41 protein-coding genes and 1 riboswitch are annotated in these 24733 nt (G+C 41.5%); of the genes, 16 read left to right on the top strand and 25 right to left on the bottom strand.

Features of this window, described 5'->3' with window-relative positions:
* Positions 1 to 125: 125 nt before the first annotated feature.
* The gene (locus RRU94_RS18405) at positions 126 to 509 is read left to right on the top strand and encodes a DUF6173 family protein (protein ID WP_315692288.1); all 384 of its coding nucleotides are present in this window, start codon (positions 126 to 128) and stop codon (positions 507 to 509) included.
* A gap of 80 nt (positions 510 to 589) precedes the next feature.
* Here the strand turns inward: RRU94_RS18405 and RRU94_RS18400 are convergent, their stop codons facing one another.
* From RRU94_RS18400 to RRU94_RS18390, 3 genes are all read right to left on the bottom strand, one after another.
* Positions 590 to 739 carry a hypothetical protein gene (locus RRU94_RS18400; protein ID WP_315692286.1) on the bottom strand — a complete coding sequence of 50 codons (150 nt, stop codon included), beginning with the start codon at positions 737 to 739 and terminating at the stop codon, positions 590 to 592.
* A 136-nt stretch (positions 740 to 875) separates the two neighbouring features.
* Entirely contained in the window at positions 876 to 1043 is a 168-nt protein-coding gene (locus RRU94_RS18395; RefSeq protein ID WP_242233099.1) for an aspartyl-phosphate phosphatase Spo0E family protein, read from the bottom strand.
* A gap of 178 nt (positions 1044 to 1221) precedes the next feature.
* Positions 1222 to 2010: a hypothetical protein gene (locus RRU94_RS18390; protein ID WP_315692285.1), complete on the bottom strand. Its 789-nt coding sequence runs from the start codon at positions 2008 to 2010 to the stop codon at positions 1222 to 1224.
* Between the two features lie 301 nt (positions 2011 to 2311).
* Here RRU94_RS18390 and RRU94_RS18385 point away from each other — a divergent pair, with 301 nt between their 5' ends.
* From RRU94_RS18385 to RRU94_RS18375, 3 genes are all read left to right on the top strand, one after another.
* Entirely contained in the window at positions 2312 to 2719 is a 408-nt protein-coding gene (locus tag RRU94_RS18385; RefSeq protein ID WP_315692284.1) for a hypothetical protein, read from the top strand.
* A 223-nt stretch (positions 2720 to 2942) separates the two neighbouring features.
* Positions 2943 to 3566 carry a hypothetical protein gene (locus tag RRU94_RS18380; protein ID WP_315692283.1) on the top strand — a complete coding sequence of 208 codons (624 nt, stop codon included), beginning with the start codon at positions 2943 to 2945 and terminating at the stop codon, positions 3564 to 3566.
* A gap of 1015 nt (positions 3567 to 4581) precedes the next feature.
* Positions 4582 to 4935: a hypothetical protein gene (locus RRU94_RS18375; RefSeq protein WP_251270117.1), complete on the top strand. Its 354-nt coding sequence runs from the start codon at positions 4582 to 4584 to the stop codon at positions 4933 to 4935.
* A 95-nt stretch (positions 4936 to 5030) separates the two neighbouring features.
* Here RRU94_RS18375 and RRU94_RS18370 read toward each other — a convergent pair whose 3' ends face one another.
* Positions 5031 to 5243 (bottom strand): hypothetical protein, encoded by a 213-nt coding sequence (locus RRU94_RS18370; RefSeq protein ID WP_315692282.1) that lies wholly within the window; start codon positions 5241 to 5243, stop codon positions 5031 to 5033.
* A 198-nt stretch (positions 5244 to 5441) separates the two neighbouring features.
* Between RRU94_RS18370 and RRU94_RS18365 the strand changes: the two genes are divergently transcribed.
* Positions 5442 to 5699, top strand: a complete 258-nt coding sequence (locus RRU94_RS18365) for a hypothetical protein (RefSeq protein ID WP_315692280.1) — start codon at positions 5442 to 5444, stop codon at positions 5697 to 5699.
* Positions 5700 to 5789: 90 nt separating this feature from the next.
* Positions 5790 to 6425 (top strand): MBL fold metallo-hydrolase, encoded by a 636-nt coding sequence (locus tag RRU94_RS18360; protein WP_315692278.1) that lies wholly within the window; start codon positions 5790 to 5792, stop codon positions 6423 to 6425.
* A 56-nt stretch (positions 6426 to 6481) separates the two neighbouring features.
* On the opposite strand, the gene RRU94_RS18355 is transcribed toward RRU94_RS18360, so the two are convergent.
* From RRU94_RS18355 to RRU94_RS18340, 4 genes are all read right to left on the bottom strand, one after another.
* A complete protein-coding gene (locus RRU94_RS18355) occupies positions 6482 to 6988 on the bottom strand; it encodes a hypothetical protein (RefSeq protein WP_315692277.1) in 507 nt (168 codons plus the stop codon).
* A 412-nt stretch (positions 6989 to 7400) separates the two neighbouring features.
* Positions 7401 to 7841 (bottom strand): hypothetical protein, encoded by a 441-nt coding sequence (locus tag RRU94_RS18350; protein ID WP_315692275.1) that lies wholly within the window; start codon positions 7839 to 7841, stop codon positions 7401 to 7403.
* Positions 7842 to 8078: 237 nt separating this feature from the next.
* Positions 8079 to 8228 (bottom strand): hypothetical protein, encoded by a 150-nt coding sequence (locus tag RRU94_RS18345; protein WP_251273592.1) that lies wholly within the window; start codon positions 8226 to 8228, stop codon positions 8079 to 8081.
* Between the two features lie 372 nt (positions 8229 to 8600).
* Positions 8601 to 8783 (bottom strand): Spo0E family sporulation regulatory protein-aspartic acid phosphatase, encoded by a 183-nt coding sequence (locus tag RRU94_RS18340; protein ID WP_251273591.1) that lies wholly within the window; start codon positions 8781 to 8783, stop codon positions 8601 to 8603.
* 183 nt (positions 8784 to 8966) lie between these two features.
* Here RRU94_RS18340 and RRU94_RS18335 point away from each other — a divergent pair, with 183 nt between their 5' ends.
* The gene (locus RRU94_RS18335; protein ID WP_315692274.1) at positions 8967 to 9395 is read left to right on the top strand and encodes a hypothetical protein; all 429 of its coding nucleotides are present in this window, start codon (positions 8967 to 8969) and stop codon (positions 9393 to 9395) included.
* Between the two features lie 126 nt (positions 9396 to 9521).
* On the opposite strand, the gene RRU94_RS18330 is transcribed toward RRU94_RS18335, so the two are convergent.
* The 3 genes from RRU94_RS18330 to RRU94_RS18320 all read right to left on the bottom strand — a co-directional run bounded on the left by RRU94_RS18330 (position 9522) and on the right by RRU94_RS18320 (position 10458).
* Positions 9522 to 9713 (bottom strand): hypothetical protein, encoded by a 192-nt coding sequence (locus RRU94_RS18330; protein WP_315692273.1) that lies wholly within the window; start codon positions 9711 to 9713, stop codon positions 9522 to 9524.
* Between the two features lie 187 nt (positions 9714 to 9900).
* Positions 9901 to 10044, bottom strand: coding sequence for a hypothetical protein (locus RRU94_RS18325; RefSeq protein WP_315692272.1), 144 nt, complete (start codon positions 10042 to 10044; stop codon positions 9901 to 9903).
* A gap of 87 nt (positions 10045 to 10131) precedes the next feature.
* Positions 10132 to 10458, bottom strand: a complete 327-nt coding sequence (locus RRU94_RS18320; RefSeq protein WP_315692271.1) for a hypothetical protein — start codon at positions 10456 to 10458, stop codon at positions 10132 to 10134.
* 165 nt (positions 10459 to 10623) lie between these two features.
* Between RRU94_RS18320 and RRU94_RS18315 the strand changes: the two genes are divergently transcribed.
* Entirely contained in the window at positions 10624 to 10866 is a 243-nt protein-coding gene (locus RRU94_RS18315; RefSeq protein WP_315692270.1) for a hypothetical protein, read from the top strand.
* 83 nt (positions 10867 to 10949) lie between these two features.
* Here RRU94_RS18315 and RRU94_RS18310 read toward each other — a convergent pair whose 3' ends face one another.
* From RRU94_RS18310 to RRU94_RS18300, 3 genes are all read right to left on the bottom strand, one after another.
* On the bottom strand, positions 10950 to 11129 hold the full coding sequence (locus tag RRU94_RS18310) for a small acid-soluble spore protein H (RefSeq protein ID WP_251273586.1): 180 nt from the start codon (positions 11127 to 11129) through the stop codon (positions 10950 to 10952).
* 159 nt (positions 11130 to 11288) lie between these two features.
* Positions 11289 to 11501 carry a hypothetical protein gene (locus RRU94_RS18305; RefSeq protein WP_315692269.1) on the bottom strand — a complete coding sequence of 71 codons (213 nt, stop codon included), beginning with the start codon at positions 11499 to 11501 and terminating at the stop codon, positions 11289 to 11291.
* 125 nt (positions 11502 to 11626) lie between these two features.
* Complete coding sequence (locus RRU94_RS18300) at positions 11627 to 11989, bottom strand: hypothetical protein (RefSeq protein WP_315692268.1); 363 nt, start codon at positions 11987 to 11989, stop codon at positions 11627 to 11629.
* 318 nt (positions 11990 to 12307) lie between these two features.
* Here RRU94_RS18300 and RRU94_RS18295 point away from each other — a divergent pair, with 318 nt between their 5' ends.
* Positions 12308 to 12556: a hypothetical protein gene (locus RRU94_RS18295; protein WP_315692267.1), complete on the top strand. Its 249-nt coding sequence runs from the start codon at positions 12308 to 12310 to the stop codon at positions 12554 to 12556.
* Between the two features lie 75 nt (positions 12557 to 12631).
* On the opposite strand, the gene RRU94_RS18290 is transcribed toward RRU94_RS18295, so the two are convergent.
* Both RRU94_RS18290 and RRU94_RS18285 read right to left on the bottom strand, forming a co-directional pair.
* Complete coding sequence (locus RRU94_RS18290; RefSeq protein WP_315692266.1) at positions 12632 to 12895, bottom strand: hypothetical protein; 264 nt, start codon at positions 12893 to 12895, stop codon at positions 12632 to 12634.
* 220 nt (positions 12896 to 13115) lie between these two features.
* Complete coding sequence (locus tag RRU94_RS18285; RefSeq protein ID WP_285881603.1) at positions 13116 to 13223, bottom strand: YjcZ family sporulation protein; 108 nt, start codon at positions 13221 to 13223, stop codon at positions 13116 to 13118.
* Positions 13224 to 13331: 108 nt separating this feature from the next.
* Here RRU94_RS18285 and RRU94_RS18280 point away from each other — a divergent pair, with 108 nt between their 5' ends.
* Positions 13332 to 13496, top strand: coding sequence for a hypothetical protein (locus RRU94_RS18280; protein ID WP_309087374.1), 165 nt, complete (start codon positions 13332 to 13334; stop codon positions 13494 to 13496).
* Between the two features lie 207 nt (positions 13497 to 13703).
* On the opposite strand, the gene RRU94_RS18275 is transcribed toward RRU94_RS18280, so the two are convergent.
* The 3 genes from RRU94_RS18275 to RRU94_RS18265 all read right to left on the bottom strand — a co-directional run bounded on the left by RRU94_RS18275 (position 13704) and on the right by RRU94_RS18265 (position 16104).
* Positions 13704 to 14987 (bottom strand): ATP-binding protein, encoded by a 1284-nt coding sequence (locus RRU94_RS18275; protein ID WP_315692264.1) that lies wholly within the window; start codon positions 14985 to 14987, stop codon positions 13704 to 13706.
* A 188-nt stretch (positions 14988 to 15175) separates the two neighbouring features.
* Positions 15176 to 15667 (bottom strand): YhcN/YlaJ family sporulation lipoprotein, encoded by a 492-nt coding sequence (locus RRU94_RS18270; RefSeq protein WP_315692263.1) that lies wholly within the window; start codon positions 15665 to 15667, stop codon positions 15176 to 15178.
* A gap of 278 nt (positions 15668 to 15945) precedes the next feature.
* On the bottom strand, positions 15946 to 16104 hold the full coding sequence (locus RRU94_RS18265; protein ID WP_315692262.1) for a hypothetical protein: 159 nt from the start codon (positions 16102 to 16104) through the stop codon (positions 15946 to 15948).
* 652 nt (positions 16105 to 16756) lie between these two features.
* On the opposite strand from RRU94_RS18265, the gene RRU94_RS18260 reads away from it, so the two are divergent.
* Both RRU94_RS18260 and RRU94_RS18255 read left to right on the top strand, forming a co-directional pair.
* On the top strand, positions 16757 to 17062 hold the full coding sequence (locus tag RRU94_RS18260; protein ID WP_315692261.1) for a hypothetical protein: 306 nt from the start codon (positions 16757 to 16759) through the stop codon (positions 17060 to 17062).
* A gap of 236 nt (positions 17063 to 17298) precedes the next feature.
* On the top strand, positions 17299 to 17970 hold the full coding sequence (locus tag RRU94_RS18255) for a Bax inhibitor-1/YccA family protein (RefSeq protein ID WP_315692260.1): 672 nt from the start codon (positions 17299 to 17301) through the stop codon (positions 17968 to 17970).
* Positions 17971 to 18024: 54 nt separating this feature from the next.
* Here the strand turns inward: RRU94_RS18255 and RRU94_RS18250 are convergent, their stop codons facing one another.
* A complete protein-coding gene (locus RRU94_RS18250) occupies positions 18025 to 18396 on the bottom strand; it encodes a hypothetical protein (RefSeq protein WP_315692259.1) in 372 nt (123 codons plus the stop codon).
* 259 nt (positions 18397 to 18655) lie between these two features.
* Positions 18656 to 18746, top strand: a riboswitch (cyclic di-GMP riboswitch).
* Positions 18747 to 18798: 52 nt separating this feature from the next.
* On the opposite strand from RRU94_RS18250, the gene RRU94_RS18245 reads away from it, so the two are divergent.
* Together RRU94_RS18245 and RRU94_RS18240 are read left to right on the top strand one after the other, a co-directional pair.
* Positions 18799 to 19134 carry a hypothetical protein gene (locus tag RRU94_RS18245; RefSeq protein ID WP_315692257.1) on the top strand — a complete coding sequence of 112 codons (336 nt, stop codon included), beginning with the start codon at positions 18799 to 18801 and terminating at the stop codon, positions 19132 to 19134.
* Between the two features lie 225 nt (positions 19135 to 19359).
* Positions 19360 to 19587 (top strand): LexA family protein, encoded by a 228-nt coding sequence (locus RRU94_RS18240; RefSeq protein WP_315692256.1) that lies wholly within the window; start codon positions 19360 to 19362, stop codon positions 19585 to 19587.
* A 94-nt stretch (positions 19588 to 19681) separates the two neighbouring features.
* On the opposite strand, the gene RRU94_RS18235 is transcribed toward RRU94_RS18240, so the two are convergent.
* Entirely contained in the window at positions 19682 to 19879 is a 198-nt protein-coding gene (locus tag RRU94_RS18235; RefSeq protein ID WP_315692255.1) for a hypothetical protein, read from the bottom strand.
* A gap of 341 nt (positions 19880 to 20220) precedes the next feature.
* Entirely contained in the window at positions 20221 to 20538 is a 318-nt protein-coding gene (locus RRU94_RS18230; protein ID WP_315692254.1) for a DUF2642 domain-containing protein, read from the bottom strand.
* Between the two features lie 124 nt (positions 20539 to 20662).
* On the opposite strand from RRU94_RS18230, the gene RRU94_RS18225 reads away from it, so the two are divergent.
* Both RRU94_RS18225 and RRU94_RS18220 read left to right on the top strand, forming a co-directional pair.
* Positions 20663 to 21082, top strand: a complete 420-nt coding sequence (locus tag RRU94_RS18225; RefSeq protein WP_315692253.1) for a hypothetical protein — start codon at positions 20663 to 20665, stop codon at positions 21080 to 21082.
* 106 nt (positions 21083 to 21188) lie between these two features.
* The gene (locus RRU94_RS18220) at positions 21189 to 22448 is read left to right on the top strand and encodes an ATP-binding protein (RefSeq protein ID WP_315692252.1); all 1260 of its coding nucleotides are present in this window, start codon (positions 21189 to 21191) and stop codon (positions 22446 to 22448) included.
* 59 nt (positions 22449 to 22507) lie between these two features.
* On the opposite strand, the gene RRU94_RS18215 is transcribed toward RRU94_RS18220, so the two are convergent.
* The 3 genes from RRU94_RS18215 to RRU94_RS18205 all read right to left on the bottom strand — a co-directional run bounded on the left by RRU94_RS18215 (position 22508) and on the right by RRU94_RS18205 (position 24532).
* Positions 22508 to 23002: a L,D-transpeptidase family protein gene (locus RRU94_RS18215; RefSeq protein WP_315692251.1), complete on the bottom strand. Its 495-nt coding sequence runs from the start codon at positions 23000 to 23002 to the stop codon at positions 22508 to 22510.
* Positions 23003 to 23106: 104 nt separating this feature from the next.
* Positions 23107 to 23535: a YugN family protein gene (locus RRU94_RS18210; RefSeq protein ID WP_315692250.1), complete on the bottom strand. Its 429-nt coding sequence runs from the start codon at positions 23533 to 23535 to the stop codon at positions 23107 to 23109.
* Positions 23536 to 23674: 139 nt separating this feature from the next.
* A complete protein-coding gene (locus RRU94_RS18205) occupies positions 23675 to 24532 on the bottom strand; it encodes a manganese catalase family protein (RefSeq protein ID WP_242233061.1) in 858 nt (285 codons plus the stop codon).
* Between the last annotated feature and the right edge of the window lie 201 nt (positions 24533 to 24733).

Raw genomic sequence — 24733 nt, 5'->3', positions numbered from 1 at the left:
TTTCATATCGAGCAGTTTAAAAGGGAAGAACGCTTCTGAGGACTCGGGTAATAATTTCACGAAAAAGGAGATAATAAAACGGGATGTAAAGCAGAACTACCCGGCTCGAAGAAGGAGATGATAAAGTGGAACAAAAGCCAGATTCATTTCAATCAATGAACGACAGTGATATTTGCAATGAGCTGCCTCTACCGATGAGTGCACCGGGACAAAAAAACCTGGCAAGTGAAGTGTATAAGCATTTAAAAAAGAGAGCTGAAGATTTTGACAACAAACTGGATGGCACCCAGGGGGTGGGTGTGAAACTGATTCCGTCCGGGCAGTCGGTTACTTTTCAAGTCAGGGCATTAGGTTATTGTGATCCGAGTTTAATCATATTTGACGGCGTTACAGAGAGTGGACTGGAAGTGCAGTTGATTCAGCACGTAACGCAGCTTAACTTTTTGCTGATGGCCATGCCCCGGCCGAACCCTAAAGAACCAAAAATTCCACTCGGTTTTATTCAGTAAGGCAAAAGTCACCTTTATAGGTGGCTTTTTTATTTGAAGCTTGGAGAAAAAAGGGGTAAACGCCATAAAAGGCGCTCGCTTTACCCTTCTTTATTCTTTTTTCCATCATTGCTTTTATCTATGCCTGTCACGTTGTTAACCGCTTGAACAATTAAGTTAAACCCCTGATCCATAGCTTTAATGGATTCATCTTTCTGTCCCGTTTTTTTCTCCTGCTCTTGCTTTTCCATATTGTCACCTCCTCTATATAGAGTTTGTTGAACGCCCGGAAATATTCGGAGATGCTGTAGGGAAAGGAGAAAAAAGATAAGTTTATGTTGGGTAAACACGCAAAAAAGCCAGAAATTTTTCCGGCTCTATAAATAGTCAGCTCGTTTGAAGCTGATACTCAATAATTAATTTATCTAATTCCTGGCTGTAACCTAACACTTCCTCACTTCCGAATCCATAAATAGCAGCAGCGAGAATCATTAGATGGCGCAGTTTTTTAATTTGGAATGATAATTCTTCAAGAATTGGCTGGTTCGTATCCATATGCATTCTCCCTGTCAAAAAGAATAGGAACTAACTTGATTATAGGATATTTTGCATAGAAAAGAAACAGTTGTTTGTGAGAAAATCTGACGAAAGTGAAGGGGAGTGCTTGAAGTAACATGCGCAAGAAATGAGAGGAAAAAGAAGTAAAGTTAAACGCTGGTCATCCAGCCGGGATTTATTTTATCCTCGGTTCCTCTACTTTTAGCTTTCCGGTGTGCATACTTTCTAGAATAGGCTTTCCGTCCTTTGACTCCATTTTCAAGATGCCATACTGCCGTTTGATTACCCCTTTTTTCAAATCAACTGGCGCCACAATAAAGTCGCCATTATACTTTCCTACCACCACCTGGCGAGGTTCCTCTGTCGTTACGTAGTAAGCCGTTTTAAAATAAGCTTGAAAATAGCCGAGCGCGCTGCTTAACATTAACACCCCGATTCCAGCTGATATATACCAAACCAATTGATTGTGTGTACCTGAATTTTTTCGCCTTACAAGATAGGTGATTTCAGAGAAAATAAGCAGAAATACAATGATCGTGCCGATTGTTAAAAGCAAGGTAAAAGCTTTATCGTATTCCGATGTCACAAAAAAATCAGTGGATTTAGAAAGCACAAGCAGGGCCGTAATAAGGAAGGAAAAAATGAAAAGGATTCTAGTGTACCATCTTTTTGAATACATTTTTGAATAAGCTTTTGATGAGGAAAATAGGGAAATAAACTGTGCCAGCACGAGGCATAAAATAAGCAGGTAAAATAAGGTCCCGGTGAAGTTAATCAATTTAATTTCAATCAGTTCAGCCGGCACGCCGTAATACCTGAATTGACTTTCCGTATAAAAATACATAAAAGCAACCGACAGAACAGAAAACAGGCTGAAAACAACAGTCAGATCTGCTCCATGTATAAAAGAAAATAAAGGGAAATTCTTTTTTTGGATGGTTTCCTGCTTTTCAGAGTTTCTCATTGAAACACCCCTCCTAAAAAGCCAGCCGCAAAAAAGCGGATACTGGATAATAGCATATACAGCACTCTTATCATATGAATTCGCCGTTATTTGTTGCTTTTCTTAAGCACTGATCGATGAATATGGCTCGGCTGCAGCGGTGATACTATCCGCTCAAGCTGTGTACTGCGCCGCTGTATGGCCGAAGTAGAAACGTACATGGAAACCTCGGTAAAGAAAGGATGAAAAAAGTGGGCAGAAACGGAATCGGTGAGAAAGCTGCTGTAAACGGCGAAGAAAAGATAAGAAAAGCGGCAGACTTATGAGTGAAGCAGTTCCTTTTAATGAATCACTCATTCAGTACTCATCCGGCTGGCAATGGGACGACAAAAAATACTGGGGAGAAGCGGGCGAGATTATCGGTGTTGTACCGGATCATATTGTGATGGGAAAGCCGCATGATCAACGTTCAACGGAGTATTGGTTTTACTTTTCTGCCATCAGCCGGTCCCTCACCGCTGATTTTGTGCAGAAAGAAAAAAGAGCCCTAACGTCAGATGAGGAAAGAGCGTTAAATGACCGGACCAGAGAGCTGATGAAAGAATCGATTTTGCACAAAACTCCCGTGAAAATGCTTCTGGCCAGGTATGAAGTGACCAATCCATACAGACCGCCCGATCTTTCCGGATTGAAAGTAGTCGAATACCTGCCGGCAGGCCCGGCTCATTGAATAAAAGTGTTTTGTACAAAAAGAGATAAACTGAACAACAAAAGGAAGAAAAGAAGCGAAAAAAGCCGTATCAGCGATTCAACTGATGTGGCTTTTTTGTATACAACAGCATTTACTTCTTTGCAGGCGGATCTTTTTGTTCGATCAAGTCCGTCGCGAAAAGAAAGCTTCTTTTCTCTGCCTGCGTTACTATAAAAGGAGAGAAAAAATGGAGGTTTTTTGTATGAAAATGTCTGTGACCCGGGGGCTGGCAGAATTGAAGCTGCTGGACAAGCGTATCAAGACAGTGATGAATTCGGCTGCATTCGTTGACTTCGCCATCGGTGAAAAAGCGGTGAACGGATACACATCGAACAAAGAATATGAAGATAAAGTGCAATCAGCTTATCAGTCTGTGAAAGATTTGATAAAACGACGCAATGATATTAAGTCTGCAATTGTTCTTTCCAATGCCATGACAAGGGTGAAAATTGCGGACAAAGAATATACGGTAGCGGAAGCCATCGAGCGAAAAACATCTATTCAATATGAAGTGCAGCTTATGCAAAAAATGAAAAACGAGTATACAAAAGCGATAAACAACATTCAAAGAATAAATGAGGAAGTCAAAGAAGAATTGAATCGAAAGCTCGATGCTTTGTATGGGCGCGAAGCAAAAACGAAAGTGGACGAAAACAATGAGCTTGTGAAAAGTTACCGAAACGATAACGAAGCTAAAATGATCGATCCGCTGAAAATCCGCCATACATACGAGAAACTGGAGCAGGAAATTGATGAATTTTTATCAGAGGTCGATTTTGTCCTGTCTACCTCGAATACCTTGACGGAAATTGAAGTGCCGGAATAAGATAAAGCGGTTAGTCAATCGAAAATCAGCAAAACTAAACAGGTGCCGGCGGCTTTGGCCTTACAGCTGCTAACTTTTCATTCATCCATTTGAGGATATAGGGAACTTAAACGCGAGCGAGCGTTATCAGGCTGAAAGCTCAAAGTTAAACGTTCAAACCTTAAAGGTGAAAGATCAAAGCTCTTAAAAGTTAAAGCTTAAGGCTCAACGTTGATAAGTTCGATAAAATCCATGAGAACGGCTTAGGCGGTGTTTGTTTATCGGCCGCGTTGATTGCCGCATGGCTGATTGGCTAACTGCCTACATAAAACAATACATCCTTTTTCAAATCAAAAAAACCGTTCATTATGAACGGTTTTTTTGATTTGAAAGAAAGATTGTAATGACAAGGATGTTGATTAAATTATTTGTTCTATTTTTAGAAAATGTAAAGTAAGTAGAAAAAAAGTAAATTAAAAAGTATTAAGCAAATAGAATATTTTTTAAAAATTACATATTTTAAAATGTGCAAAATTCAAATAAAGAAATAAAAAAGAACAACCAACATATTTTTAAACTGGTTGCTCACACTCCAGCAGTGCATTTTTTAAAAGCTGGATATCTTCTTCTATTAATTTCTTAAGGCGCAAGCTGCGACACCGGTTATAATCATCTATTAAACGACCCAATTCAGCAGAAAGAAGAATGATCGTGTCTTCCAGAATGAGCACTCCTTTTTGGATAATTTGTTTTCACCAAGGTGCGGGACAGATGAACGTGTGGGTGATGTCTATCAAACTACTAAAGGGTAAAATAGTCAAACCTATATGTTTATACCCTAATTTTAAAAAAATATGCGTAAATATATAAAAAAATTCATTTATTGGAGAACGAAGCTTCTTCAATCCGATAAAAGACATGTTCCCGATGGGTAATAAAAGAGTTTTTGTTTATTTTAAAACGAATGGTGAAAAATATGGACATGAAAGTGAATATTCCAAACCAACTGTACAAGTAAGGAAGGAGACGGCTGTGAATGACACAGTGTATTTTGCAAATTAACAAAAAAGCGCACCGGGCAGGGGACCATATTGCGTTTGCAGCAGCGGAAACATTGGATCCGCCCATCGATATTGGCGGAGGAATGTGTTATCACCGATATATTGAGCATTATGAAAAGCTTGCTTCTGAAGAGGAAAGAAAAATAGGCTTGACGAATATTTTAAGCACTGAGGAAACAGAAAACGAAATTTTTTATACGGTAGACGAGAGCCAGATTCCGTTTATAAAAGAGGTGGCCGTTTCAATTACGAATGAGTTTCCGGAAAGCTATGAGCGCCAGTACACGGAGTTTATTCAACGTCTTCAAAATGAAAAAATTATTGCTTGAGAAAAGTAAAAAGGATTATAGAGCCGTCGTTTTAAAGGCTTAAATGAGAAATAAAAAAACAAGCAAGCCGTTCTCTTGTCCGGCCTGCTTGTTTATTAGTACATGGCATTAGGAGGCGAAAAGGAAAAAGAAGACGGGCCATGGTGTTTTTCCAGCATTTTGAAATGCTGTTCTAACTGATCGACGTATTTAAGGTGAAGCAATTCAAAGTGCATATGCTTTTGCGGATCTACATACTCATATCTTTTTGCCAGCAGGCCATACAAACTCGCCATATCCAAAAGATCTTTTAAGGTTTGGTCCATCATCTCAAAAAAAAGCCTCCTTTAAAGAGTTACTTTAAGATATTCAAATACGGAATCTTTGTATAAGCCGTATGCCTGTTCTTTGACCGTACACTTGAAACGGCTATTATAAGGTTTTCTTTTGCACCGGCAAAATAGAGGTGAATTTTGCTCTTTTTGGGGGAACATAAAGAATAAAGCTAAAAAAGGAGAGTGAACAAAATGGAAAGAGATTCCGGCACAGAAAATGTTATTGACGGGCTTAGTCAGCACGAAAAAGACGTGTATCGTTTTATGAGAGACGAATACGAAAGAACGATGAGCTACGGTGATGCGTATGATGCTAAAGTGCAGGATCCTCAGCTTACCGCACTTGTGAGCCGTGAATTTAATATTTCCGCTGATGAAGCAAGAAACATTTATATGGATGTTGAATCAAAAATAGCCGATTTTCGCAGGAAACAATCAGCAAAAGTGTAAGCGCCTATCCGGGCGCTTTTTTGCTGGGCAGCATATCCGGAGAAGGACAGCCGTTCTTTCATGATAAAATGAGGAGAAGAGGTGATAGACATGGAATGGATTGGGCTGCCGGCAGGGGCGCTTCAAGCGAATGCATACGTGATTTACGAGAAAGGAAGAGCCTTACTGATCGATCCAGGCGGAGAAGGAGATAAAATTCGGCGGTTTATCCGGCAGAAAAAATTGCAGCCGGAAGCCATTCTTTTAACACATGCCCATTTTGATCATATAGGGGCAGTGGAACCGCTTCGGGAGGAATACAGTATACCGGTTTACCTTCATCACGCTGAAAAAAAGTGGCTGTTCAATCCGGCTTTGAATGGATCGGCTTCTTTTGAGGGAATAGAGCCTATTGTAGTAAACTCCGCTGATCAGCTGTTCACAGGGGAAGGAAGGCTTTCGATTGGCAGCTTTTCTTTTGATGTGTACGAAACTCCGGGACATTCTCCTGGCAGTGTCAGCTTTTATTTTAAAGAAGGAGGCTTTGTTGTTGTAGGAGATACCCTGTTTGAAGGAAGCATCGGCCGTACGGATTTAAAAGGCGGGCAGGAAACCCAGCTGTTGAAAAGCATTCATCAAAAGCTTTTAACGCTGCCGGACGATACATATGTACTGCCGGGTCATGATAGTGTGACAACGATTGGCCGGGAAAAGGAAAATAACCCTTTTTTAAAGAAGCATACATAAAAACTTCCGTAAAAAAGCTGTGTTTGTTAAAAGAACAAACACAGCTTTTTACGTTTTTAAGCGGATGTGTCTTTTCCTGCCTGTCTCTCTTTCCAGGAGGCATGCATTTCCTGAACACCGCTTATAACTGTTTTTAATCCCTTTTTTCGGATTCCTTTTGGTGAAATAGGTTCCATCAATATGTCTGCTCCAGCCGCTCCCGCAATCGTTGCAAAAACACCAGCAGTTCCGGCAGCCACCGTTCCGGCTGTGACCGCGGCTCCCGAGACGGCTCCGGTGGCAGTGGTTACAGCACTGGCTAATCCGGCCGCGCCGGCAGCCGCAGCTGCGCCAGCGACGGCGGTCCCGGCTGTGGTCACGGCTCCGGCAGCGGCCGTTCCAGCCGCTGCAGCCGCCGTCGCTGCAAGCGTTCCAGCTGCAGCAGCGGTGCCTGTGATAACTGCTGCGGTCCCGGCGATGGCGGCTCCTGCAGCCGTCGCAGCAATCGCGCTAGCAGCAAGCGGAGCGGCTGCTGCAGCTGCCACTCCACCTGCTACATAAGCAGCACCTTTCCAAAATCCCATACAAACACCTTCTTTTTTGATTGTTATCTGCATTCGTTTAAGCAGGAAACTCCTATACTCATTATGTACCCCGAACGGTCTTTCAGCACACATTTAAAACAATGAACGCCCGTATGAAATCTTCCCGGCGATCAAGCCTGTAACAACAGGGGGTGTAATCATAGCTTGATGCTGTTTATGTTCACTGAATTCTTTGAAAGAGCAAGAAAGGGTATACCGCCCATTTTTGAAAAAGTGGAAAGAGATAAGGATTCGACTGTACATGACTTTGGGGCAGTTTAATGAGCAGCTGCAACGGGTACACTAAAGTATGGTTTGGTAAGCCGTGTATATAAAGTACCCATTTCGAAATAGTACACACATAATAAAAGCACTCACATGGCGTGAGTGCTTTTTTATTGGCTGAAAAACTTTATTTTTCAAGAGAAAGCTCAGGCTGCTCTGGCTTGGCCGGGGGAATAGGCTGCAGGACAGGCTGTTCTGCGCCCGCTTCATCACCCATTTGGTTATCAAATGAGGTTGTATCCGCCTCATTTGTTTCTTGGTCCGTTTGTTCTCGGTCAGCCAGTTCGTTATTTGCTTGATTCACCGTTTTACTGTCAGCTGTAGAATCCGCTTTCTCCTTTTTTTGTGTATCTGCTTGGTTAAACCAATCGGATACATAGCCGTCTTTTTTTTCAGACGTCTGGGATGTTGTTTCTTTTTCCTGTTTTGTTTCATTGCTTGTTGTATCGTTTTCATTTGAGGCAGCAGGCTGTTCCTTTTCCGGTGCGGTTGTTTCGGTTTGTTCAGCTGTTACGTCTTCGGTTTTTTGTTCTGGTTTGTCTGTTAAAAAAACATTCAAAAGCAGCAAAAAACAGGAAAGTGCTGCAAGCAGGGAGACCAAAAGGTACATACTCGATTTATAGATTTTTATAGCCGCTCATCTCCAATAACAGGACTTATTGTGAAAGTATAAAGCTATTGTACAATACGAAAGAAAAGAACCAAAGAGGCGGCTGCTTTTTTTATATCCTATACTGCAAGCAAAGAGCGAGTAAAATTAATAATGTGCAAAATTCAAAAAAATAAAGCAGCCGAAAGGGCTGCCCTATGTTGACTGCTCACACAAAGAAATAGCTTCGTTTAATAACTGAATGTCACTTTGAATCAGTTCTTTAATCTCTGGATCATCGTATCGGTAATAGTCATTAATTAATTTTCCCAGCTCATTAGACAGGATGATGGCTAGATCTTCCATAGTAAACGCTCCTAGATAAAGGTTTTTTTGCGTAATCCTTATTTAATTTTACCTAAAATAGGTTTAACATACTAGATATAATTACCTATATTTTATGAAGCAAATGAACGGACCGGTTTTTAATAAAAAACTCATTGGGCCGGCCGCCGAAAAAGGAAATGCTCTGATGAACCATCGGCAGAGCCAGATTCCATTATGACAGCAGAAAGCCAATATAAGGTTCAGCCAAAAAAGCTTCGGTCGAGCTTCAATGATCAGGAGAGTTAGGAGTGCATAAAAAAGCAGCCAGGTGAGAGCCCGGCTGATACAAGGTTTACTTATAGGAGTAGGATTTGGAACTAACAGTGCTAGTATGTACCATTTGAAAAAATCTTATACAAGAAGCACCTGCCTGTTTTGAAGCTGGGCATGAAGAATTAATGTATTTAATTCTTCACTGTAATAAAGCGCTTCTGCACTGGAAAGTCCATAGAGCTGAACCGCGGAAGCCAGCAGCCCGCGGACTCTTTCGATTTCTTCATACAAATAATTTATAGGGTCTTTTTCATTTAGCATCTTTTTTCTCCATTTATGTACTTCGCAGGTTCAGTTACCCCGAAAAAAGAGGGAAACCTATTTATATAAAATGTAAAAGGTCTTTGAACAAAAGACATGGTTGAAAGCTGTTAAAGCACTGGGAAAAGAAAGAGAAATTTGTTATGTTAATAAAAGCATGATGTACATTTAGGAGGATATAAAGTGAAGACATTATTGAAGCTCTTCATTGGACTGGCATTGCTTGTGGCTCTTCTAGGAGCCGGACTGTATTACTTCGGAACCAAAATTGCATCTGATAAAATAATGGATGAAGTAGCACAACAGATTGAAAACAGCGGAGAAGTGGAACAGATTAAGGAGCAAATTAACAACAACCCAGAGCTGAAAAAGCTGGTGGAAGAAGGCGCAAATGCCGACACTTCTTCTCTGCCGTTTACGACAAAAGAAGAAGCGGCAAGGGAAATGGTGAAAAAGTTCAGCCCAGGCGAGCTTAAATACATTCAATCGACCGTACAAGGCGGCCTGACAGAAGAAAAGAAACAAGCACTATTAGAGACACTCCAGAGCAAGCTGACTGAAGATGAAATACAGGCTTTAAAAGTGCTGGCTTACAAGGAACTTTATCAATAAAAGGGGGGCACCGGGTGCGGTGTTCCTCTTTTATTATTTAGTCGAACTCATAACGAGGCGCTTCTCTACCTGTTTAGATGGCCAAACAGGAATAAGCCCCTGTTTTGATAACGAGGGGCTCATCTGTCAACTTTGTGTTTGATCTTGTTCGATCCACCAGTCGATTTGATCTAAATCAAAAATAATGATGTCTAAACCAACTTTTTTATGAGGAAGCTTCTTATTTGTGATTAGATCATAAATATCCTTTTCAGCAATTGGATAGTTTACTGACTCAAGATAGGAGATTAATTTCTGTATTCCTTGAATTCTTCTCATTTCATCACCTCCCACAAATATTTCTCCAGGCTTGGGAGAGAAAAACTTGTGTAAAGGATCAAATGAGTGAATATAAACCTTTTTACCCTGTTGGCCTCAGTTATATGCCTGATCGTTCAATTTTTAAATGCTCCATGTAAAATGGCAGCTGCGTATACATGAGGCAGCTGCCATTTTAAACATGAGTTCAACGGCTGTTCTTTTTTAAGTCATCCATCTGTTCTTGAATGGTTATATGGTGAATAACGGTTAAAATCAAAATGATGATATTTAACACACTTGATAAGATCGTACCGCCTAAGAGTATACATTTTGCTCGGGAATAAAGCATATGATCACCACTTTTTTAACGAAGTAGGGTTAGGTGAAAAAATAAAGCCTGTTTCACATACACACATTTAAAAAGGGTTTGGCACGTTTACTCTACCCGTATCGTATTGGCATCGCCAAATTGCTGCTTGTCGTTCTGCTGCTGCGAGCCCTGGCTGCTATATGAGCCGTTTTGTTGATTGTCCCCTTGGCTCTGGCGGCTTACGTTTTGACCGCTCGTTTGATACCGGGCGCTTTCATTGTTGTTTTGGTTTTTCGGCTGGTTTTGGCCGTTTTGATTCTGGTTGTTTTGGTTTTGGTTATTGCCCGTTAATGTGTCCATAACATTTTCGAGGCCTTTGCCAATCGTTTCTAAAATACCATCGTTCTGCTGGCCGTTTCGGTTTTGATTTTGATTTTGATTTTGATTCGCCATCTTTTTCACCTCCCGAGCTTTATCGTGCACAAACGAAAAAAAATTATTTATAAGTCGGCCAGGTGCTTTTTTCAAGGCGCTGTATGGGTCGATATGTTTTTGGGTTGAATATAAAGGGAAAGGACATGCTACTGAGTAAGAAACTCGTTAAGGAGGGACTTGAAAATGGGCGTAAGCCGAAAAAAACAAATGCTTATGAGCGGAATAGCGGTTCTGTTTACACTTGGACTGGCTGGCTGTGGAAACGAAGAAAGTCCGCCGACTGAGCAGGAAGAAGTGGAACAAAACAATCATAGTGACATTAATGAAGGGATGGACGAAGAGAACGATACAGGCACGAATAAAGACGATCAAGTAGAAGTCGATCCGAATGACGGCGAAACCGAAACGAATGAACAAGGTTCGTAAGCTGGAAAGGAGCTTGCCGGCAACTAATGAAAAGGTGTATCTGGCCCCGCACAGATACACCTTTTTCTGATAACACAAAGAAATTAATGCTCTTTTAAGGCAGCTAGGGGAACACTTTGTTCTTTTTCGGGCTCATCCAGAGGGTAAATACGAGCCATTTCATTGTCTTCGTCTACATGTTGGATATAAATAGGTAATTCGTTAAACGTCACGTCAGCCATTACAGGAGAAGCGGCGATTTCCTGAGCTCGTCGTAAATTCATCATAGCGGCCTCCTTTTGTTTAATAACACTTTTAACGTTTACTTAAAAAGCGTTCCTTATTCTGTCCGATGTGAAATGAACGAAAGTGTATCTGCTGCCAATGTTTTGGCTGCGTAAAACGAGGAGGGGTGTATCGGAAGTTCAAACAAACAAGCCAGTTCAAAGCGCAGCTTGTTTGTTTGAATACGTCCCATAATGAAGGCCAAGGTACGGCTTTTCCATCATCCTGCAATGCTGTTCCACCTGATTAGCATATTGAAAATGAAGCTGGTCATTATACACGTGCTGCTGCGGAGCTATATACTCGTACTTTTTTGCTGACAGGCCATACAAGTTCGCCATAGCTAAAAGCTCTTTTAACGCCTGATCCATTCAAACAAAAACTCCTTTAAAGGATTACGGTATTTGAATGATCTGGCATAGGTAAGCCATTTGCCTGCTATAGTGAATAATCTCATGTATGAGAGCAGCCGCCACTCCACCAGCTGAAGGCGGGCTTACTTGTGGACTTCATTAGCCGCTTTTTGTTTGATGAGGCTGTCCCGCTCGGCGGAAAGTGCTTCGTTTTCTTTTTTTAAACGGGCCACTTCCTGTTTAAGCGCGGCGATGTCTTCCGTTATGATCTTTTTTTCTGAAAGAGCCGCTGCATTGGCTTTCTCTAAAGCCATGCTGTATTGTTCGGCACCCGCCATCTTTCCCTCTAATGTGCTTATCTCTTCTTCCAATATCGTAATTTCCTGTTTAAGCCGGTTGTTTTCATCCAAAGCGGCTTCAAAAGCCTGATTTTCATTTCCAAGCATCGCCAGCGCAACAAGAAAAATCCCCACAAAAAGTGCCGGGTAAAAGATGCGCTTGAACACGCGATGCTTCCTGCTGAATAAGCTGCACAAAAAGTGAAAAAGAAAATATAAACAAGCAAAAACGATCAAAATAAGTCCGAGCAGGCTAGCTAAAATCAAGCGATCCCTTCTTTCAAGCGAGCTGTGATTTTCCGTGAATTCATGCCTGGTCTGGAAGCGGACAGCTGACGAAGGAACATAATTATGTTTATTTTCAGCCAAAAAACAAAGAAAAGCCAGCTCTTTAAGCCGACAAATCATAACAATATCTATTGAAAAAGGTTGCTATTTTCTTTTAAACAGTGTTAGCTAAAAACAGTACATAGGAGGAATCTTTACATGCGCGATAAACAGCAGAGCACCTTTTACATTGTTGATTATGAATGGACAGGGCAGCACATTTTATTTGTAAAAGCAGCGGGCTTCGATGCCGAAAAGGGGAAGGCATTCGAGGAAGTCATTAAGTTTTTAAGGGGCAGGCCGTTTGGGGACAGCATTCATCCCCAAAAGTCTTCTCTGTCAGCCGATTGCAGAAAGGGCCTTCATGCTTATATCACAAAGAAATTTAACGACAAAGAATTTGAGTAAAGGGAAAAACAGCACTCTTGGATGAGAGCTGTTTTTTGGCATTGTATTATAAACACCATGCGTTTTGACGGAAGTTTACCGTCTTTTAGCTGCTTCACTTGTTAAAAAATCAAGCTGTTTTTGCATGGCTGTTAATTGCTTTTGAATCGACTCTGTCTGCTGTGGTGCTGAAGACTCGGCGCTTGCTGCTTCCTCTAAAGCGAGCAGTGCGGCAAATGTGGCAACCGCATCCGCAAGGGTTGTAAGGGCTGTAGCAAGAACCGTCAGCTTGGCTGCATTCACTTCAAGAGACGCCGAGGAGTTTTCCTGTTGAGCTGCTTTTACATAACGCTGATTCACTATGTGCCTCCTCTCCCAATGGAATAAGCGTATATCCGTTCACATTGTATGCAGAAACCGGCACAGTGTGCGAAGCAGCAAGGCTTTCGCCTGCACGGAAAAAAGCAGCTGTATGACCAGGCATACAGCTGTTAACATAGTGGTTTGGCGGGTAAAACCGGTCAGAAAGCAAAAGCAGGAGTCATGTAAACAAATCTTGTGCATACTCTCTTAATACCTATTAAAATCCTCCGCCAACGTAAGACGCACCAATGATAATAAGAAGGATAAACAGAACAACAATCAGCGCGAAGCCAGATCCGTATCCATCACCGTTTTTGTAGCCCATCATGATCACCTCCTTTTCCATATAGTATGAGAAAGTAAAGGCGGCTCTTGTGCGAATGGTCATAGTGAAACAAAAAATGTTAGAGGAATCGTGAAAGGAGCAGAATGCGTGAAGTATGGCTTTGTTGTGAAGGACAATAAGGTTGTCGCAACATTTCGAGGCAAGGGGCAAAACTTTAATATGGCTGCTCACGCATTTATGATGTCTGGTTACGGGATAAGGTGGGTGTCTGCAGAAGAATATCAAGCAGAAAGGGAAAAAACGAAAGAGTAATACCGCCTTTTCCAGATTAGCAGCAGAATATACGCAAAAAAAAAGCAGCCAGGCAATGCCTGGCTGAAAAGTCATGTTCACTTATAGGAGTTGGGGTTGGGAACTAACAGTCCTATTATGAACCTTTCCATAAAAATTTATACAAAAAAGCCAAAAAACGTTTCGCTTTCCTCTTGAATGCCCGCTTTGAAAGAAAAGCGGGACAGGCTAGCCAGCGGAGCCTGACTGCTCAGCAGCAGGAAAGGAAAGAACAAAGCGTGTACCTTTTGCAGGCTCACTTTTTACTTGAACGCTGCCGCGCATAGACTTGACGGTACTGTAGACCACCATTGTGCCAAGTCCCGTGCCGAGATCCTTTGTCGTGAAAAAAGGGTTTCCCAGCCGTTCAATTTGTTCTTTATTCATTCCAATGCCTGTATCCGCTACAGTAATAACAGCATGATCTTTAAAGCGGTTCAATTCGATTGTCAGGGTGCCGCCACCGGGCATGGCTTCAATTCCGTTTTTTGCAATATTGAGGATACATTGATGAAACTTTTCTTTTTCTCCAGCCAGCAAGCTGTTTTTCTGGAAATTTGTTTTGATTTCTACATCGTTCATAGCTGCATAAGGCTCCACAAAATGTGAGATATTCATTAATTCATGCTGCAGATCTAACACTTCCACATTTTCCAATGAAGGCTTGGCAAAGGTAAGGTAGTCTGTAATGATCGATTCTGCTTTGTTTAAGGCTTCTACAGCCGTGCTGATGTAATAATCCTTTTCTTGATTGGAAAGCTGCGGGTCGCGCAGCAGCTGAAGAAAACCTTTCGTGACGGTTAACGGATTTCGCACTTCATGAGAAATACTGGCGGCAATGGTGCTGACGGTTTTTAATTTCTCGAGCTTGGCTATTTCTTCGGACAATATCATCTCTTTTTTTGCTTTTTCAATCATCCATACACAAAGGAGGAGACCAATTGTTTGCAGCGCTGAGATCAAAACAGCGAATACAACAAACGCTGCCGTGACAGCTAATGGCAATAAAAGCAGGTTCAGAGCGAGTGTAGCCAGGGCTGCAGTCAAGGAGATGCACAGGGCAACCCATAGTTTCTTTTTAAGAACGGCTGCTTTTTTGAAAAAAGGCAGAACCACAACCAATAAAAGCAGCAGCAGAGAATAAACGAAGAGGGCAGATAGAAAGTCTGGAACTCCTAGTACAAAACGATAGCCGAGTAAAATGGCTGTCAGAATGCAGGCAGCCCGGCGTCCTCCGTATAATGCTCCGATGATCAAAGGAATTTGGCGGAAGTCGATCGGTATTTCATTTAAAAGAATAATAGGAAAACTCATTGAAAATACAATCGATATCCCACAAATCAATATAATAATCAGGGTATGTGCGATCTGGTTTACTTTCCGTTCCAGGAATTTAAAATAAATTGTAAAACCGAAATAAATCAAAAGAGTGTTTAATAAGAAGCTTTGAATATTAGTAAGAAGAATATCCAATCTTGCAACTCCAGTCGTGTAAAGTGGTAAAAGATGAAGGAATGTTTCACTCCAGCTTTGATACGTTTTTTATCATAACACGGAAGGAGCTTTTTTCTTCTATTTGATTAGTAAAAAATGTGAAAAATAAAAAAATGCCTTCAATCAAACAAAAAACCCGACTGCCCAGCCGGGTAAAAAAAGATCCGTTATTCGCTTGGAAACACTCTGCGAACGGTATCGCTAAATTCATCAACAAGTCCTTCTACAGGCTCGCCTGCTTCAATCCGCTCAGCATAATCCTTCATTTGAGTAGTGAAATCCGGGTCTTCCGAAATATACACTTCTTCAAGGGACGTATCTGATTCTTTTACTTTGTCTTCCATGTCTTTTTTCAGTTCGTCCGTTACTTGAGTGCCATTTTCTAACTGAACGGCGGCATAAGCACGCTCTCCTGCTGCCAGAACAGTGGCGTCTTCTACTTTATCCATGTCCTCAAGGCTGCCCTCTGCTTTATCCAGTACAGACAGGCGGGCTTCATTATTACCTTCATCCTCATTTGTTGTCTGCTCATTCTGTGAATCCTGTTCAGCTGCATTATTGTCGGCTTTGTCTGCCGTTTCATCATTATTATTATTCATACATCCGGCCAAGAAAAAGATTGTCATACAAGCCGCCAAATACATTGATGCTTTTTTCATCGAACATCCTCCTTTGTACAAGTTAAAATGAACAAAGGATATTTTCTCCAATGGATGCCGGAATATACCATGAAGATGAAAAAGAAGCCTTTATGAAAAAGGCTTCCTGCTATAACCATTCTTGTATAAAGAGTTTAAAAATAAAATGGAGGAACGATCAAATGAGTCCGGTCGTACTTTTTATGCTCAATCTATCGACATGAACGGGTCGAGCCTGCACAGAAGCAGATACCGCTCGTTTCGATTACCATATATCTAGATAAAAATAAAAAACTTTTTTATATCGGCTGTTTACATTGTACTAAAGCTTCGCTTAAAAGCTGGATATCATCTTGAATCTGTTTTTTAATGATTAAATCAGGACATTTTAAATAGTCATCAACGAGCCGTTCCAGTTCAACAGATAAAAGAAGGGCAACCTCTTTCAGAGCAAACACTCTCCTTTAAATAAATTCTCCCCACTTTACATACTGTCTGTGAACATGGAGAGGTTGAAAAGGACAAAAAATAAAAATGGTTATTTTTAAATTTTATGTGAAGAGGAAGAAAAACATTCAAACAATTATGTGTGAAATAAAAAGGAGGCAGAATCAGCATGAATTTCTGCCTTGAGGATGACCAGCGCTTGACTAGGATGATTTCTTTTTGTAAAATGCCATCATTTCTCGAATGGAACGCATAATTTCTTTGAATTGCAGAGCAAATAAACACAGGCTGGAGAAAGAAAAAAACACAACCGGAACAAATCGAAACCAGTGCATAAAATCCTCTCCGTTTCTGTCTGGCGATAAGTATACATCCTTGAAGCTGCAGTGACTTTCTGTTCACTTATCTAGAAACGAATGCAGTAATTCCTGTTTGCCAAGAACCCGTTCTGCACGAACTCATTATATGCGGTCCCTTAAAAGAGATGTCTTTTTTTGTTGCTTATTTCTGTCTCTTGATGAAAGGGGTATCTAAATAGGAGAAAAGCCGTCTGGCAATGGAAGAGGCAGGCGGCTCTGTTTTTTTTAACGGTTTAAAAAAAGCGGCTTTTATTGAATAAAAAATAATAAATGGACCATACTGACGGATACAGGTGGTGAAACGATGATAACAAACAGCCGCATGATGCTGTCCGGGCACATTATGTTAATTGACATTTTAAACCGTCCGTTTTACCGTTTTGCCATTGTGGCAGAACAAAGAGACCGGGATCAGCCTTTTATCAAGCCAGTGCCTATTTATGGGACTATTACATTTAATAAAAACAAACGTGAAGTTGTCGCAGATAGTTTAAATACTTCATTTGGCAATCTAGAGAGCAGCACCCGGCAGTGGATTGAAAAAAAGCTCATGAAAGAAATTGATGAATACCATGAGCGGCAGCTGCTCGTTCAGCGGAAGCACTCGTAACAAAAAGAGCATCCATTTGGATGCTCTTGCTCTTAGCCTGCCTTCTAACTTTACCTTTATAAGCCTGAAGCTTCCTTATAAAAAAGGAAGCTTTTTTGTGTGGCTGATCGGCTTTATTACTGGTTATTAAAAACGGAAATGGAACATTAAGTAATAGAGAAAGTGAAAAACAATGAAACAAAAGGAGGGGTTGATCCGTAGAAAAAAATGAAACAAAGAGAAGGAGACTGGTTATTATGCAATCAGGAAAATCATTAATTACGTCCCATGTGCTGCCGAGATTTTTCAGTGCGCTTTTGCTTTCGTTTATCGGTACATTAGTTGGCGGGATGTTTATTCCAGAAACAGTAGCACTTGCTTTAGGCCTGCTTCCGATCCTTGTATTGCTGCTGCTTTTAATAAAATCATTTTCAGCAGGAAGAAAAAGAAAGAAAGGACTCAGTACGTATGGATTGAGGCTTCCTATGTGGCTCGTGTACGTGTTTACCCTGCTGGTTGGAATTTCTATTTATCCGGCTATCGATCTATATGTCGATGCGATGGGGATGGCACTCGTCGTAGCAGCGTTCGGTATTGCTTCCGCTTTATTCGGCGGATTGGTTGTTTACACATACTTCACGAAAAAAGATTTCTCCTTTTTGGGCGGTATGCTCTTTTTTGCACTGCTTACACTGATCCTGCTTAGCATTGCCAACATTTTTATTGGTTCCAGCTTTATGGACCTTGGTCTTGCTTTTGCTGGAATCCTTATTTTCTCCGGCTATATGCTATATGATATCTCCCGGATGAAGGAGTCAGGGTTTAAAGAAGCGGACGTGCCAGCAGCGGTCTTTGATTTGTATTTGAATTTTATTAATATCTTCCTGGATATTTTGCGGGTGCTGAACTTTTTCACTTCAAGAGACTAATACACCCTTCCAAAAAAGAAAGTCCCGGCCTATATGCGGCCGGGACTTTTTATGTTATTGATTGTTTTCCGTTGGATCATTTTCAGGGTCCAGCTGGTCATCGGCTGTTCCATCATCGATACCGTTATCCTGATCTTTTCCGTCATTGATACCGTTAGCATCTTCGTTGTTGCCGCCGCTTTCTTGATCCGTCCCATCGTTGACGCCATTTCCTTTATCGTTTTCATCTCTTAGCTCGGCGTCTAAATCGCCTTCTGTTTCATCTTGTTCAGTTTGATTTTGAGTATCGGTATTGTTTTGTTCTTCCATTTGTTCCTGCTCATTATTTGTGTCATCATTTTGTCCGCCGCCGCAGCCAGCCAGCCCGAATACGAGCAAAGCCGTTAGTCCGCTGACAAGAAGCTCTTTTGTGCCGATCAATTTCATGTGTGCATTCTCCTTTAAGTAGGGTTGTCGTCAATGGTAGCATGCCCAGTGTATGAAGAAGTAAACAAAAAGAGCAGGATAACCAAAGAATTTTTTGCAGGCAAAACGAATCCGCTATTTATCGCTAACCAGAACAGGTTAAAGCAGACGGCGGTTGAGTAAAAAGGCTGAATAGTGTATAGGTATAAAAAGCTAATCTGGTTTGGAATATAGTTCATTTCAGCTTGACTTGACATAATTCGACATGATTTAATGGGACTAAAGATAAAGGCAAACTTCTTCGAAAGGGAAGGACGCAAAGCCACGGGTCTACTTTTCAGCCAGTGAAAAACGACAGCCGGGTTGCCAAATAGGGAAGCTTCTCCGTATTTGGTTGAATAACTGTTTAAAGCAGGAGGAAACATGCGGAGAAAATCAAACGACGTAAAAGCACATGTAGAAAAATTTTTTGTTTTATTGAAAAACTATCCGGACAGTACAGATTCAGCTTTAGTTTTTGTGCGGTTTTTACGCTCTTTTTTAAGGGGTTGCTCCCAGCCGGAAATACTGCCTACGATTGAAATTATGACGCTTCTAAAAGAACATAAGCCGATCGCGTTTCACTCTATGAGAAAGCTTTCAGAGCGTGATGACCTATTGGCTTTCTTAACTGGTTTATCGATGAGTCCCCAGGAAGCCGAAAATAAGCTTCAAGCCATATATGAAAGCCGGGAATATAAAACAAAGAAAAGCTCCTGATGAAGGGAGCTTTTTTTGTTTAAAAGCGGGGGCTTTCCTTTAATTGTGGAAATATGTGGTTGGATTTTATTTGAAAATGAAACATTTGTTCTGTATAATGAAAAAGGAGGAGATCAAGCAGATTATATAAACGTGTATCGCTTTACATGTTAGGAAGTCAAAGCATTTTTGTCCCGTTATTTGAGTGCCAGCCGAAAAAATCCTGCGAAAAGGAGAAAAAACCATATGCTTAAGCAGCTTTCCGCCCGCCAGCAGAAAATGCTTCTTTATATAAATGAGTTTGTCCGCACGAAAAATTATCCGCCTACAATACGTGAGATTGGTGAAGCGGTAGAACTAAAATCTGCTTCAACTGTAAAAGGCCATTTAGACCGCTTGAAAGAATCCGGCTATGTAACCTGGGAAGACAGAAAGCCAAGAACCCTGCGTGTAACCGAAAAGTTTATTTTGTAAAGGGTTCCATCAGGATGGCAAACAAAAAGCGAACCGGGAAAGATCGGTTCGCTTTCATGAAAGTGCAGAGGATACAAGCCACCACGTGTGAGCTTCAAGGATTCTTTGAAGGCTGATTTTCCGATAACCACCAGTCAATATGGTTTAAGTCAAAGATCATCGCCCCGTTCATCAGTTTTCTATGAGGAAATTGTCTTTTTCGGATTAACTCCTCAATCTCTTCATGTGTGAGCGAATAATGATTGGCATTAAGATATGTAAGTAAGCTGGGAATACCTTGAACTCTCCTCATATGATCACCTCCCACTCTTTATTCTCTGCTATCTGAAAAAAGTGGAGAAATGTGTTGGAAAAAGCAGATAAGAGAATGTATATCCAGCGTACCCGTTTTTTAAAAGACGCAAACGATTTAATTGGAAGAAGGCATCGGCCGTCAGTTGGGCAGATGGTCTGCTTTCTGGTTTTGTTCCTCTGGTGCATTTAATTTGCTGTTTGGGCTGAAGCCTTCATAAAAAAGCGAGCCGATCACGGTGATAGCGGCCGCAAAATAAACAAACGCAGTTATACATGCAGGATGACCTTTTAAAAGAAGTTTATACACAACCGAACCAAAAAACCTGAAAGTGGACGCTTTCAGGTTTTTTGGTTCGGTTGTGCCATACTGAAAGAAATAATGTGCGGATACCGAATGTGATGATGAACATCATTGATGGTTAACTGAAGGTGATCAATGGCCACTCCAGTCAGCTTTCCTGTCAATAACCCGCCGGTTGTGGCTACTTGAATCGTTTTACCGCTATGCATTAGAAGGTGATCGAGAAAGACGGGTTCTGCTGTTACGGTATAAACCGGCGATAATTGCTGCATAATGGCTGGAAATTGGGGAGAATACAAATAATGTCCTGGCGGCAGCAGCGAGTGTTGAGGCGGCTTTGGATATTCCTGTACCATCGATTTCACTCCTTTATATAGCTACAGTATGCGTTCAATGGCGGAGTGACACTTTGCCTTCGTGTACTTTCCGGCTTAGCTCGCTCATAATGTTAGGACAAGCAGAAAAAAGGAGGGTGCTGTAATGAAAAAATGGATCGCAGCGGCTGCAGCGGCTATCGTATTAAGTGCCTGTTCGGCAGAAGAAGAAATGGTTCAAAGCACGTTTTCAGAAGGGACGGAATCAATTATTGAAGAGCCGTCAGAGGAAGAGCTGGCCGAACAGATGAAAGAGGAAGCTGTGCCGGCGAAATTTACGGAGTTAAATGCTGACGAGCCGCCAGTCGGTAAAAAAGTGGCTGCGACAGGACGCGTTACGGAAGTGATCGAACCCGGCTTAACGGGCTCATTTTCCCTTCAGGCACCGGATGGCACATATGTGATTATGAATGCCACACAGACGGAAGTCGAAATAAATGAGAGCGTTACGGTGTATGGAACAGTGGCAGTGGAAAAAGCGAAAGATGGGACACCGGCTATCAATGCAGTGATTGTTGAGAAGTAGAAAACGCTTTTAAAAATCAGTTGCAGTTCCATCGAAGGATCGATTATTCTTAAAGAAATAACATGAATGAGCCGATTTTATACATTCAAGAATGGTCGGTGCCTTGATGGAGCTTATCGTAAAAGATTTACTCATTAATTTTTTATTTGTTCTTCTTCCGATCTTTTTTATGCAAATGCTTTACCTCGCCTCCTACTTATACCGTTTTGAAAGGATAAAGGCATCATGGTTTGTTGTGTTTCCGGTTATATCTTTTGTTTTATGTATGCTGTTTCCTTTTTCATTTGGAGACGGGTTTAACTTTGACTTGCGCCGGGTTCCTTTTCTGCTGGGGATTTTATATGGAGGGCCGGGATTCGCTGCATGGCTGCTTCCGGCTTTGCTTGCTGCCCGCTTTTTTATAGGAGGATCCGGCTTTTTTATAACCCTTTTTACCTTTACGCCTATTGCCGTGCTGGCGATGTTTTTCTCAAAGTACTATTTAAAGATGCCATTAAAACAAAAACTCCCTTCGGTGGGCGTGCTTACCCTTTTTTCTTTGCTGCTTACAACGTACGTGGCCGGGCAAATATATGATATGCATATGACGGTAAGTATGTGGGTGATCTTTTACATGCTTAATATTGTTTGTATCCTGATTGCTACCGTTTTGTTAGAGGTGATTAAAACCAATTTTGATGTATTGCAAAAGCTGATGAAAGCAGAGAAATTAGAGATTGTCAGCAACCTTGCCGCCAGTATTTCACATGAAGTGCGAAATCCGCTGACGGCCAGCCGGGAATTTATGCAGCTTTCCTATGAAAGTGACATACCACCGGAAACAAAAGAGCAAATTCTGATTTCCATTCAGGAACTGGATAGGGCTACTGGTATTATTAATGATTATTTAACATTTGCAAAACCCGCTCCTGATGAGGCAGAAGCCATTATTCTTCACGAAACAATAAATCATGCTGTGAACGTGTTAATACCGCTGGCCAATATGAACAGTATAGAGCTCGACGTGTCTGTAGAAAAAAAAGAGCACTGTTATATTCTTGGCGAGCGAAAAAAGCTTGAGCAGGCTTTCATCAATATCATTAAAAATGCAATCGAAGCCATGTCGAATGGCGGTAAAATAAGGATCAAAACAACATATGAACACCATCTTGCTAAAATCCGTATTTGCGATCAGGGAAAAGGAATGACACAAAAGCAAATAGATCGTCTTGGTGAACCATACTTTACAACGAAAGAAAATGGAACCGGTCTCGGCACGATGGTTTCTTTTAGCATTATTCAAAGTTTAGGCGGAAGAATCCAGGTTACAAGCAAAGTCAATAAAGGAACGTGTTTTGTAATCGAGCTTCCGACCGTTCATAAATAACAAATGAACATCAACTGAAAAAGCCGGGCTTACAAGCCAGGCTTTTTCAGTTCAGTATACTAAGGCCGAATGGATACAGGAGTCCCGATAGGAATCGTCCGGGAAAGCTCTTCCACATCCTTATTGTGCATTCGAACACAGCCTTTAGATACATACTTTCCGATAGAGGAAGGATCATTTGTGCCGTGAATACCATAACTTTTCTTCGATAAACTCATCCACATCGTTCCGTACGGACCCCCCGGGTTGGGTGCTTTATTAATAATGATAAAATCTCCTACAGGCGTTTCATGCAGCATTCTGCCAACGCCAACCGGGTATACTTTTCTGATTTGGCCCCGGTAAAATAGTGTTAAAGTTCGATTCGAAAGAGAGACCACAATGGAAAAAGGAAGGCTTGCAGGAGAAGGGAAGCCTGGAATGGTAATGCGCTGTCCCACATAAAGCAAATTGGGCGTAATACCCGGATTGCTGGCAATGAGAGAAGCTAATGAAATCCGGTAGTCTCCTGCAATTGAGGAAAGTGTTTCCCCGCGTTTTACAGTATGAATCACGTGATTCCTCCTTTTTTGCTTTGACCCTTTAGTTTATTCAAGGTCCCTGCAAAACGGGAGAAATCGTACTAACATTCATACTAATATAAGTAACAGTATGAACATCAGCTGGCGCTCAGCCCTTTTTCCAAATGTTGAATCAGCCGGCTGACTGCTTGTTCTCCTGCTTCTTCCCATTTGTTTTTTTGATTGATGGGCGCGTCAGAAGAAACGGGATCTTGAAATTGGTTCCAGCCGGATGCTGTCAGTAAAGAATGCTCGTCTTTTTCTAAGCCAATATTGATCACATGTTTAATAATAAAAGGAGATTGAAACGAAATAAAAGCATCATACTCATCAAGCATACCGTCGAGTACTCTAAACGGAAGGCGAATATAAATGGTTTCATTTTTACTGTTCCATAATGTGTGATCAAAGCTGCCAGCGTCATACTCCCAATTTCCGCCCAAGTCGTATCCAAGCTCATTCATTTTGTCTCTTATATCACCAAAGCGGGCCGTTTTTCCTTCCAGCTCTGTTTGCAGCTTTAACATATTTCTTCACTCCTGTTCCGAAAGTTCGTTTACAGTTTTGACGGTAAATCTGTATTCAATACGTACAGTGACCGAACGAAGTAAAAAAGCACCAAAAACCCCGAGTCTGTTTGAACCCGGGGTGTAGGTGTATGGTAGACTAAGCGTTCAAGTCGTTTGTTCCTGGACTATGTTCATTTGGCATCTCCGGCATAAGGGGAACAGGGAAGCCGGCCGGAGGATCGACAACCGAAAGCGTACCATCATTTCGGCTTGGAGACTCGCCTTGGAAAATTTGGGCTATTTTTGTTTCGTCCATTCTGAAGTTAAACAGCGCATTATGGTAGCCCATTTCTACGTATTTCCGGCATTCTGGGTATTTATTGATATCGTAATTTGGAACCGGGAACAGCTTGCCCCAATCAACTCCCAGTGTTTCAAGTGCTTTGGCAAATGCATTTTGATGGGCATTATCCCGGACAATCAGGAAAGCCAGCGTTTCACGAAATGTTTGGTTGCTGCTCATCTCGTAAATACGTGTTTTTTGCAGAACACCCGTTGATTCGAGAACGAGGTTATCAAGCAAATCCCCAATCAGGTTTCCATGGCTGTACACCCAGGAGCCATTCCACGGATTTCCTGCTGCGTCTACTGGAAGAGAAGCCTGGGCGCCTATAATATAATGATGCGGATTCGCATGCTTGACTACGTCACCGAGCGGCGCTCCATCTGCTCCGGAATTGCCTGGCATAGGGGACTCACCGGAACCATTGAGCAGCTGGTTAATGGTGTTTTGTACAAGCTCTACATGGGCAATTTCTTCAAGAAAAATACCGCGAAGAAGATCCCGGTATTGAACGGCCTTGCCTCTGAAATTGGAGCTTTGAAAGAAAAACTGCATCATTGTCCGCATTTCCCCAAAATGTCCGCCTAATATTTCCTGCAGCACTTTTGCAGCAGCGGGATCGGGCTGGTCTGGTGCTACAATATTGATTAATTCTTCCTTGTAATAATACATATATCCGTGCCTCATTTCTTCGTATTGGTTGTTCAGTCGTTATCATGGCAGAGACCTGTTCGTTTTATTCATAGGGCAGGATTTCTTTCGAAGAAAACGAGTCATGTAATGGAAGGATTTCGAGGAGGAAAGTACATTCGGTAAATTTAAGGAGGCGTCTCAACTAAAAAAGTGATAAAGGGGGATGAAGGATAACAGTAG

It is taken from the genome of Domibacillus sp. DTU_2020_1001157_1_SI_ALB_TIR_016 (assembly GCF_032341995.1).
GTDB classification, from domain to species: Bacteria; Bacillota; Bacilli; order Bacillales; family Domibacillaceae; genus Domibacillus; species Domibacillus indicus_A.
Note: the sequence above shows the minus strand (reverse complement) of the source record. Positions and strands in the feature narration are given on the sequence as shown.

Excerpts from the sequence above, each read along its gene's own strand:
- RRU94_RS18340 (WP_251273591.1), bottom strand. The coding sequence starts at position 8,783 with ATGCTAAATGAAAAAGACCCTATAAATTATTTGTATGAAGAAATCGAA.
- RRU94_RS18210 (WP_315692250.1), bottom strand. The coding sequence starts at position 23,535 with ATGTTAAAGCTGCAAACAGAGCTGGAAGGAAAAACGGCCCGCTTTGGT.
- RRU94_RS18360 (WP_315692278.1), top strand. The coding sequence starts at position 5,790 with ATGGAATGGATTGGGCTGCCGGCAGGGGCGCTTCAAGCGAATGCATAC.
- RRU94_RS18370 (WP_315692282.1), bottom strand. The coding sequence starts at position 5,243 with ATGATGGACCAAACCTTAAAAGATCTTTTGGATATGGCGAGTTTGTAT.
- RRU94_RS18230 (WP_315692254.1), bottom strand. The coding sequence starts at position 20,538 with ATGGTACAGGAATATCCAAAGCCGCCTCAACACTCGCTGCTGCCGCCA.
- RRU94_RS18270 (WP_315692263.1), bottom strand. The coding sequence starts at position 15,667 with ATGAAAAAAGCATCAATGTATTTGGCGGCTTGTATGACAATCTTTTTC.
- RRU94_RS18390 (WP_315692285.1), bottom strand. The coding sequence starts at position 2,010 with ATGAGAAACTCTGAAAAGCAGGAAACCATCCAAAAAAAGAATTTCCCT.
- RRU94_RS18240 (WP_315692256.1), top strand. The coding sequence starts at position 19,360 with ATGCTTAAGCAGCTTTCCGCCCGCCAGCAGAAAATGCTTCTTTATATA.
- RRU94_RS18250 (WP_315692259.1), bottom strand. The coding sequence starts at position 18,396 with ATGAAATTGATCGGCACAAAAGAGCTTCTTGTCAGCGGACTAACGGCT.
- RRU94_RS18385 (WP_315692284.1), top strand. The coding sequence starts at position 2,312 with ATGAGTGAAGCAGTTCCTTTTAATGAATCACTCATTCAGTACTCATCC.
- RRU94_RS18255 (WP_315692260.1), top strand. The coding sequence starts at position 17,299 with ATGCAATCAGGAAAATCATTAATTACGTCCCATGTGCTGCCGAGATTT.
- RRU94_RS18355 (WP_315692277.1), bottom strand. The coding sequence starts at position 6,988 with ATGGGATTTTGGAAAGGTGCTGCTTATGTAGCAGGTGGAGTGGCAGCT.
- RRU94_RS18310 (WP_251273586.1), bottom strand. The coding sequence starts at position 11,129 with ATGAATTTACGACGAGCTCAGGAAATCGCCGCTTCTCCTGTAATGGCT.
- RRU94_RS18235 (WP_315692255.1), bottom strand. The coding sequence starts at position 19,879 with ATGAGGAGAGTTCAAGGTATTCCCAGCTTACTTACATATCTTAATGCC.
- RRU94_RS18260 (WP_315692261.1), top strand. The coding sequence starts at position 16,757 with ATGATAACAAACAGCCGCATGATGCTGTCCGGGCACATTATGTTAATT.
- RRU94_RS18345 (WP_251273592.1), bottom strand. The coding sequence starts at position 8,228 with ATGGAAGATCTAGCCATCATCCTGTCTAATGAGCTGGGAAAATTAATT.
- RRU94_RS18285 (WP_285881603.1), bottom strand. The coding sequence starts at position 13,223 with ATGGGCTACAAAAACGGTGATGGATACGGATCTGGCTTCGCGCTGATT.
- RRU94_RS18245 (WP_315692257.1), top strand. The coding sequence starts at position 18,799 with ATGCGGAGAAAATCAAACGACGTAAAAGCACATGTAGAAAAATTTTTT.
- RRU94_RS18380 (WP_315692283.1), top strand. The coding sequence starts at position 2,943 with ATGAAAATGTCTGTGACCCGGGGGCTGGCAGAATTGAAGCTGCTGGAC.
- RRU94_RS18315 (WP_315692270.1), top strand. The coding sequence starts at position 10,624 with ATGGGCGTAAGCCGAAAAAAACAAATGCTTATGAGCGGAATAGCGGTT.
- RRU94_RS18330 (WP_315692273.1), bottom strand. The coding sequence starts at position 9,713 with ATGAGAAGAATTCAAGGAATACAGAAATTAATCTCCTATCTTGAGTCA.
- RRU94_RS18365 (WP_315692280.1), top strand. The coding sequence starts at position 5,442 with ATGGAAAGAGATTCCGGCACAGAAAATGTTATTGACGGGCTTAGTCAG.
- RRU94_RS18320 (WP_315692271.1), bottom strand. The coding sequence starts at position 10,458 with ATGGCGAATCAAAATCAAAATCAAAATCAAAACCGAAACGGCCAGCAG.
- RRU94_RS18220 (WP_315692252.1), top strand. The coding sequence starts at position 21,189 with ATGGAGCTTATCGTAAAAGATTTACTCATTAATTTTTTATTTGTTCTT.
- RRU94_RS18205 (WP_242233061.1), bottom strand. The coding sequence starts at position 24,532 with ATGTATTATTACAAGGAAGAATTAATCAATATTGTAGCACCAGACCAG.
- RRU94_RS18395 (WP_242233099.1), bottom strand. The coding sequence starts at position 1,043 with ATGGATACGAACCAGCCAATTCTTGAAGAATTATCATTCCAAATTAAA.
- RRU94_RS18400 (WP_315692286.1), bottom strand. The coding sequence starts at position 739 with ATGGAAAAGCAAGAGCAGGAGAAAAAAACGGGACAGAAAGATGAATCC.
- RRU94_RS18375 (WP_251270117.1), top strand. The coding sequence starts at position 4,582 with ATGACACAGTGTATTTTGCAAATTAACAAAAAAGCGCACCGGGCAGGG.
- RRU94_RS18305 (WP_315692269.1), bottom strand. The coding sequence starts at position 11,501 with ATGGATCAGGCGTTAAAAGAGCTTTTAGCTATGGCGAACTTGTATGGC.
- RRU94_RS18325 (WP_315692272.1), bottom strand. The coding sequence starts at position 10,044 with ATGCTTTATTCCCGAGCAAAATGTATACTCTTAGGCGGTACGATCTTA.
- RRU94_RS18295 (WP_315692267.1), top strand. The coding sequence starts at position 12,308 with ATGCGCGATAAACAGCAGAGCACCTTTTACATTGTTGATTATGAATGG.
- RRU94_RS18225 (WP_315692253.1), top strand. The coding sequence starts at position 20,663 with ATGAAAAAATGGATCGCAGCGGCTGCAGCGGCTATCGTATTAAGTGCC.